Raw genomic sequence first — 5,388 nt, 5'->3', positions numbered from 1 at the left:
AAAAGTTCTTGACCAACCGCTCTTTAACAACTGAATCAAGCAATTCGTGTGGGTGCTTGTGAGCTCAGACTGATAGTCAGAAAGATTATCAGCATCACAAGTGACTGCACGAAAATCGAAAGATTTGAAAGTAAGTCATTTGAGAATGCTGAGCCAAGTTTAGGGTTTTCTCAAAACCCAAGCAGTATTGAACTGAAGAGTTTGATCATGGCTCAGATTGAACGCTGGCGGCAGGCCTAACACATGCAAGTCGAGCGGATGAGAAGAGCTTGCTCTTCGATTCAGCGGCGGACGGGTGAGTAATACCTAGGAATCTGCCTGGTAGTGGGGGACAACGTTTCGAAAGGAACGCTAATACCGCATACGTCCTACGGGAGAAAGCAGGGGACCTTCGGGCCTTGCGCTATCAGATGAGCCTAGGTCGGATTAGCTAGTTGGTGAGGTAATGGCTCACCAAGGCTACGATCCGTAACTGGTCTGAGAGGATGATCAGTCACACTGGAACTGAGACACGGTCCAGACTCCTACGGGAGGCAGCAGTGGGGAATATTGGACAATGGGCGAAAGCCTGATCCAGCCATGCCGCGTGTGTGAAGAAGGTCTTCGGATTGTAAAGCACTTTAAGTTGGGAGGAAGGGCAGTAAGCGAATACCTTGCTGTTTTGACGTTACCGACAGAATAAGCACCGGCTAACTCTGTGCCAGCAGCCGCGGTAATACAGAGGGTGCAAGCGTTAATCGGAATTACTGGGCGTAAAGCGCGCGTAGGTGGTTCGTTAAGTTGGATGTGAAATCCCCGGGCTCAACCTGGGAACTGCATCCAAAACTGGCGAGCTAGAGTAGGGCAGAGGGTGGTGGAATTTCCTGTGTAGCGGTGAAATGCGTAGATATAGGAAGGAACACCAGTGGCGAAGGCGACCACCTGGGCTCATACTGACACTGAGGTGCGAAAGCGTGGGGAGCAAACAGGATTAGATACCCTGGTAGTCCACGCCGTAAACGATGTCAACTAGCCGTTGGAATCCTTGAGATTTTAGTGGCGCAGCTAACGCATTAAGTTGACCGCCTGGGGAGTACGGCCGCAAGGTTAAAACTCAAATGAATTGACGGGGGCCCGCACAAGCGGTGGAGCATGTGGTTTAATTCGAAGCAACGCGAAGAACCTTACCAGGCCTTGACATCCAATGAACTTTCCAGAGATGGATTGGTGCCTTCGGGAACATTGAGACAGGTGCTGCATGGCTGTCGTCAGCTCGTGTCGTGAGATGTTGGGTTAAGTCCCGTAACGAGCGCAACCCTTGTCCTTAGTTACCAGCACGTTATGGTGGGCACTCTAAGGAGACTGCCGGTGACAAACCGGAGGAAGGTGGGGATGACGTCAAGTCATCATGGCCCTTACGGCCTGGGCTACACACGTGCTACAATGGTCGGTACAGAGGGTCGCCAAGCCGCGAGGTGGAGCTAATCTCACAAAACCGATCGTAGTCCGGATCGCAGTCTGCAACTCGACTGCGTGAAGTCGGAATCGCTAGTAATCGCGAATCAGAATGTCGCGGTGAATACGTTCCCGGGCCTTGTACACACCGCCCGTCACACCATGGGAGTGGGTTGCACCAGAAGTAGCTAGTCTAACCTTCGGGAGGACGGTTACCACGGTGTGATTCATGACTGGGGTGAAGTCGTAACAAGGTAGCCGTAGGGGAACCTGCGGCTGGATCACCTCCTTAATCGACGACATCAGCTGTCTCATAAGCTCCCACACGAATTGCTTGATTCATTGAAGAAGACGATTAGGTTAGCAACCTTCGATTGGGTCTGTAGCTCAGTTGGTTAGAGCGCACCCCTGATAAGGGTGAGGTCGGCAGTTCGAATCTGCCCAGACCCACCAATTTGCTGGGGCCATAGCTCAGCTGGGAGAGCGCCTGCCTTGCACGCAGGAGGTCAGCGGTTCGATCCCGCTTGGCTCCACCACCCCGCTTGCTAGTTTGTCAAAGCTTAGAAATGAATATTCGCGTCGAATATTGATTTCTGAACTTTATCAGAATCGTTCTTTAAAAATTTGGGTATGTGATAGAAAGATAGACTGGACAGCACTTTCACTGGTGTGTGTTCAGGCTAAGGTAAAATTTGTGAGTAATTACAAGTTTTCGGCGAATGTTGTCTTCACAGTATAACCAGATTGCTTGGGGTTATATGGTCAAGTGAAGAAGCGCATACGGTGGATGCCTTGGCAGTCAGAGGCGATGAAAGACGTGGTAGCCTGCGATAAGCTTCGGGGAGTCGGCAAACAGACTTTGATCCGGAGATCTCTGAATGGGGGAACCCACCTGGCATAAGTCAGGTATCTTGTACTGAATACATAGGTGCAAGAGGCGAACCAGGGGAACTGAAACATCTAAGTACCCTGAGGAAAAGAAATCAACCGAGATTCCCTTAGTAGTGGCGAGCGAACGGGGACTAGCCCTTAAGTGGCTTTGAGATTAGCGGAACGCTCTGGAAAGTGCGGCCATAGTGGGTGATAGCCCTGTACGCGAAAATCTCTTAGTCATGAAATCGAGTAGGACGGAGCACGAGAAACTTTGTCTGAATATGGGGGGACCATCCTCCAAGGCTAAATACTACTGACTGACCGATAGTGAACCAGTACCGTGAGGGAAAGGCGAAAAGAACCCCGGAGAGGGGAGTGAAATAGATCCTGAAACCGTATGCGTACAAGCAGTGGGAGCCTACTTTGTTAGGTGACTGCGTACCTTTTGTATAATGGGTCAGCGACTTATATTCAGTGGCGAGCTTAACCGAATAGGGGAGGCGTAGCGAAAGCGAGTCTTAATAGGGCGTTTAGTCGCTGGGTATAGACCCGAAACCGGGCGATCTATCCATGGGCAGGTTGAAGGTTAGGTAACACTGACTGGAGGACCGAACCGACTACCGTTGAAAAGTTAGCGGATGACCTGTGGATCGGAGTGAAAGGCTAATCAAGCTCGGAGATAGCTGGTTCTCCTCGAAAGCTATTTAGGTAGCGCCTCATGTATCACTGTAGGGGGTAGAGCACTGTTTCGGCTAGGGGGTCATCCCGACTTACCAAACCGATGCAAACTCCGAATACCTACAAGTGCCGAGCATGGGAGACACACGGCGGGTGCTAACGTCCGTCGTGAAAAGGGAAACAACCCAGACCGTCAGCTAAGGTCCCAAAGTTATGGTTAAGTGGGAAACGATGTGGGAAGGCTTAGACAGCTAGGAGGTTGGCTTAGAAGCAGCCACCCTTTAAAGAAAGCGTAATAGCTCACTAGTCGAGTCGGCCTGCGCGGAAGATGTAACGGGGCTCAAACCATACACCGAAGCTACGGGTATCACTTAGGTGATGCGGTAGAGGAGCGTTCTGTAAGCCTGTGAAGGTGAGTTGAGAAGCTTGCTGGAGGTATCAGAAGTGCGAATGCTGACATGAGTAACGACAATGGGAGTGAAAAACTCCCACGCCGAAAGACCAAGGTTTCCTGCGCAACGTTAATCGACGCAGGGTTAGTCGGTCCCTAAGGCGAGGCTGAAAAGCGTAGTCGATGGAAAACAGGTTAATATTCCTGTACTTCTGGTTATTGCGATGGAGGGACGGAGAAGGCTAGGCCAGCTTGGCGTTGGTTGTCCAAGTTTAAGGTGGTAGGCTGAGATCTTAGGTAAATCCGGGATCTTAAGGCCGAGAGCTGATGACGAGTTGCCATTAGGCGACGAAGTGGTTGATGCCATGCTTCCAAGAAAAGCTTCTAAGCTTCAGGTAACCAGGAACCGTACCCCAAACCGACACAGGTGGTTGGGTAGAGAATACCAAGGCGCTTGAGAGAACTCGGGTGAAGGAACTAGGCAAAATGGCACCGTAACTTCGGGAGAAGGTGCGCCGGTGAGGGTGAAGGACTTGCTCCGTAAGCTCATGCCGGTCGAAGATACCAGGCCGCTGCGACTGTTTATTAAAAACACAGCACTCTGCAAACACGAAAGTGGACGTATAGGGTGTGACGCCTGCCCGGTGCCGGAAGGTTAATTGATGGGGTTAGCTAACGCGAAGCTCTTGATCGAAGCCCCGGTAAACGGCGGCCGTAACTATAACGGTCCTAAGGTAGCGAAATTCCTTGTCGGGTAAGTTCCGACCTGCACGAATGGCGTAACGATGGCGGCGCTGTCTCCACCCGAGACTCAGTGAAATTGAAATCGCTGTGAAGATGCAGTGTATCCGCGGCTAGACGGAAAGACCCCGTGAACCTTTACTATAGCTTTGCACTGGACTTTGAATTTGCTTGTGTAGGATAGGTGGGAGGCTTTGAAGCGTGGACGCCAGTCTGCGTGGAGCCATCCTTGAAATACCACCCTGGCAACTTTGAGGTTCTAACTCAGGTCCGTTATCCGGATCGAGGACAGTGTATGGTGGGTAGTTTGACTGGGGCGGTCTCCTCCTAAAGAGTAACGGAGGAGTACGAAGGTGCGCTCAGACCGGTCGGAAATCGGTCGTAGAGTATAAAGGCAAAAGCGCGCTTGACTGCGAGACAGACACGTCGAGCAGGTACGAAAGTAGGTCTTAGTGATCCGGTGGTTCTGTATGGAAGGGCCATCGCTCAACGGATAAAAGGTACTCCGGGGATAACAGGCTGATACCGCCCAAGAGTTCATATCGACGGCGGTGTTTGGCACCTCGATGTCGGCTCATCACATCCTGGGGCTGAAGCCGGTCCCAAGGGTATGGCTGTTCGCCATTTAAAGTGGTACGCGAGCTGGGTTTAGAACGTCGTGAGACAGTTCGGTCCCTATCTGCCGTGGACGTTTGAGATTTGAGAGGGGCTGCTCCTAGTACGAGAGGACCGGAGTGGACGAACCTCTGGTGTTCCGGTTGTCACGCCAGTGGCATTGCCGGGTAGCTATGTTCGGAAGAGATAACCGCTGAAAGCATCTAAGCGGGAAACTTGCCTCAAGATGAGATCTCACTGGAGCCTTGAGCTCCCTGAAGGGCCGTCGAAGACTACGACGTTGATAGGTTGGGTGTGTAAGCGCTGTGAGGCGTTGAGCTAACCAATACTAATTGCCCGTGAGGCTTGACCATATAACACCCAAGCAATTTGCGTCGAACGACCAGATTGCGGTGTTGTGAAGACACAGTAAGCCGAAGATTTGTAACTCACGAACATCACATACCCGATTCGCTGGAGTGTCTGAACAAGACCTTCTGGCAACAGAATTTCTTGACGACCATAGAGCATTGGAACCACCTGATCCCATCCCGAACTCAGTAGTGAAACGATGCATCGCCGATGGTAGTGTGGGGTTTCCCCATGTGAGAGTAGGTCATCGTCAAGATTAAATTCCGAAACCCCTATCTGCATCTGCAGGTAGGGGTTTTGTCTTT

2 tRNA genes and 3 rRNA genes are annotated in these 5,388 nt (G+C 51.4%); all 5 read left to right on the top strand.

Annotated elements, in window-relative coordinates:
• The first annotated feature begins 189 nt into the window (after positions 1–189).
• The 5 genes from MF6396_RS27660 to rrf all read left to right on the top strand — a co-directional run bounded on the left by MF6396_RS27660 (position 190) and on the right by rrf (position 5,339).
• Positions 190–1,726, top strand: a 16S ribosomal RNA gene (locus tag MF6396_RS27660).
• Positions 1,727–1,810: 84 nt separating this feature from the next.
• Positions 1,811–1,887 (top strand) — tRNA-Ile (locus MF6396_RS27655).
• A 7-nt stretch (positions 1,888–1,894) separates the two neighbouring features.
• Positions 1,895–1,970, top strand: a tRNA-Ala gene (locus MF6396_RS27650).
• A gap of 224 nt (positions 1,971–2,194) precedes the next feature.
• Positions 2,195–5,085, top strand: a 23S ribosomal RNA gene (locus MF6396_RS27645).
• A gap of 138 nt (positions 5,086–5,223) precedes the next feature.
• A 5S ribosomal RNA gene (gene rrf, locus MF6396_RS27640) occupies positions 5,224–5,339 on the top strand.
• The 16S, 23S and 5S rRNA genes sit together here with 2 tRNA genes alongside, the layout of an rRNA operon.
• Positions 5,340–5,388: the final 49 nt, after the last annotated feature.

The sequence above is a fragment of the Pseudomonas sp. MF6396 genome, assembly GCF_002018915.1.
GTDB lineage: Bacteria > Pseudomonadota > Gammaproteobacteria > Pseudomonadales > Pseudomonadaceae > Aquipseudomonas > Aquipseudomonas palmensis.
The sequence above is the reverse complement of the archived record's forward strand: the minus strand, read 5'-3'. Positions and strand labels throughout refer to the sequence as shown.